The organism is Endozoicomonas sp. SESOKO4, assembly GCF_024606275.1.
This window is the reverse complement of sequence record NZ_JAHHPS010000039.1, coordinates 1-2,640: the sequence shown is the minus strand read 5'-3', so window position 1 is coordinate 2,640 and position 2,640 is coordinate 1. Positions and strand designations below refer to the sequence as shown.

The 2,640-nt window shown below is 47.7% G+C and carries 2 protein-coding genes; one reads left to right on the top strand and one right to left on the bottom strand.

The window, feature by feature from the left end:
• Positions 1 to 864: hypothetical protein (locus KDK16_RS00595; RefSeq protein ID WP_257274231.1), on the top strand; the 864-nt coding region annotated here is incomplete at its 5' end.
• Between the two features lie 84 nt (positions 865 to 948).
• Here the strand turns inward: KDK16_RS00595 and KDK16_RS00590 are convergent.
• On the bottom strand, positions 949 to 2,640 hold a 1,692-nt coding region (locus KDK16_RS00590), incomplete at its 5' end, for a DNA polymerase II (protein ID WP_257274230.1).

The following is a 2,640-nucleotide window of genomic DNA, read 5'->3' as shown; positions in this document are numbered from 1 at the left end:
GGACAAGTATCACCTTCGTCCCCTGAGCTGCAATGGTGGCGACCACTTCGATATGTTGGAACCGCATACATTGGTTATCGAGCATATACAAAATGCGACCCTGGTTTTATACCCATAATAACTGCGGCTTATTTTACCCATGAAATGGTGGCAAGAACGGTAGCCGGAGCTATCACCATACAAGCTTTAAGGTATCCTGACAGACCTTCAATCCAACCTGTAAATTATACCTGTCGTGAATATGCCGTATTGAAATCAATCACATGCGTGATGTTCGGGGCAATGCTTTATAACAAGTTTCTCGCCACAGGCTCTTCAACGGATAAGGCAATCTATGCTTATCTTGCGCTTGCTTCATTGATAGAGTTAGTACTGCCCGTGAGCCATTTTTCAGCATCTCATTCAGGCAGTGCCCATGCAGTCGAGCTACAAGCAGGAGCCGAAACCTTAGCGGGGTCAATGGCCACAGCCTCAGCCGGAGCCTTCTTTGTTGGGATCTTTGACTTAGCATTGTCCACAGCCGTAGCAGGTTATATGGTCTTCTCACTCAGTAAAACTGAATTTTTATCCGGAGTTGAAGACGAAGTCCTGTCTGGAGCTTTAGTCGGAGCTGGAGTCGGATTCGGAGTCGGATTCGGAGTCCTGATACTTCTGTTAAAACAAAACTTAGAGCTAGACTCAAACCGTTTATTGAGAAACGTCGCCATTACCCTGACTCCTGCATTGGCTTTGGCTCTGATCAATGGCCTTTCAATCAATGCTGTTTGTGGTGTCGCACTTGAAGAAAGTTTCACCGAAACAGCCCGTATCCAATGGCAGAAGTTTTATGCTCCTTTGGATTATTTGTACACCTTGTTTAAATAACAGAGAGTTGATGCGAGGGTGAGAAACGTTACGACCTATGGGTGATGATGGTTAAAGCCCAGTCTGACACGATGACTTGAAACGTCAAAACAGCCCCATCTGTCCGTCAATCAACGTATTAAAATCAAGATTTATAAAAGGTAGAACTCCGTCCGCCACCGGCTTTAGCTGCTTGTCGATGTAATGTTGATAATCAATAGGGCTGGTGCAATATTCCAGCGGCTCAGGTCCATTGACTGTCATCAGGTACTGAATCCAACCTTTTCGCTGATACTTAAGTGATTTTCCCAGTGACTGATTGATCTCATCCGCCTTTCTGGCCGCCCTGACCTGGGGAGGAATGTTTTTAACATAGTCCTTGAGATTTCGCCGCAGTCGCTTTCGATATACCAGTTTGTCATCCCACGCTCCGGCCAGCGTTTTCTGAACGGTTTCCGTGACCAGCTTTTCCGGGGATTGATCATTAAACACTAACGAGAACAGTTCCGTTTGAAAATACTTGGCCAATGCCGTCCAGTCAGAACGCACCGTTTCCAGCCCCTTGAATACCAGTTCCTGTCCACCAGCAGTGGATTTAATGCCGGCATAGCGTTTTTTACTGCCGGTGTCCGATCCACGTATGGTAGGCATCAGAAACCTCTGGTAGCAAGTTTCGAACTCAAGTTCCAGCGCCGAGTCCAGTTGCAAATCTTCTCTCAGTTTGGCTGTCCAGCGGTCATTGATCATACGTTCCAGTTTTTTACCGGTCGATCTTGCCTGTTCATCGGAATAGGCCTCATCCAAAAGCACGAAAGTAGAATCAGTATCACCGTAAATCACCCGATAGCCCTGCCCTTCTATCCATCGGGCTGTCTGCTGCATGATTTCATGCCCTCGCAGGGTAATGGAGCTGGCCAACCGGGTGTCATAGAAACGACAACCACCTGAGCCCAACACGCCATAAAAAGAATTCATAATAATCTTCAGCGCCTGAGAACGGGCAGCATCGTTTTGCTTCTTGGCCTCATCCCTTTGAGCCCAAAAGGAAGCAATAATATCAGGGAGAAAATGCCGCTCACGTGAGAAAAGTGCGCCACGAAAACCGGGAATCGTACCTTCCGGTTCTTTCAAACCTTCTACCAGCCCGAGGGGATCAATTTTGAAGGTTCTGATGATCGAAGGATAAAGGCTCTTGAAATCCAGAACGATCACATTGCGATAGAGTCCGGGAATGGAATCCATGACATAACCCCCCGGACTGGCCAGACCACCCCCTTCTGGTAAATTCGGAGCCACATAACCGGCTCTGTGCAAACGTGGCATATAGAGATTGGTAAAGGCCTGGACTGAGCCTCCCATCCGATCAAGCTCCAGCCCGGTCAGATGACTGCGCAATCTCAGGTAATCAAGAATGTTGGTGTGTTCAAAAATCTCTTCAACCAGTCGGCAGTCTTGCAGGTTGTAACGGGCCAGCTTTTCCTTGTTATGGTGAAAGTCATGATTAATGATAGCCATCCGGTTATCTACGTCTTCTGTCGCTTTACCTTTGCCCAGCAGCGTCTGTGCCACAAACTCCAGACTAAAGCTGTCAAACTGATAGGTTGCAGCCTTTAAGGCCTCGATACCATCGATGACCATTCGACCGGGCAGAGTAATGAAGCCCTGTCCACTTTCACCTCTGCGATTTCTCCAGCTGGCTGCCTGTTGCCCCCTTCCCAGTTTTAACTTCATTCCATAGCGTTCCGCTCGTTTGAGCAGTAGCCGAAAATCAAAGTTAATGACATTCCAGCCAATCAC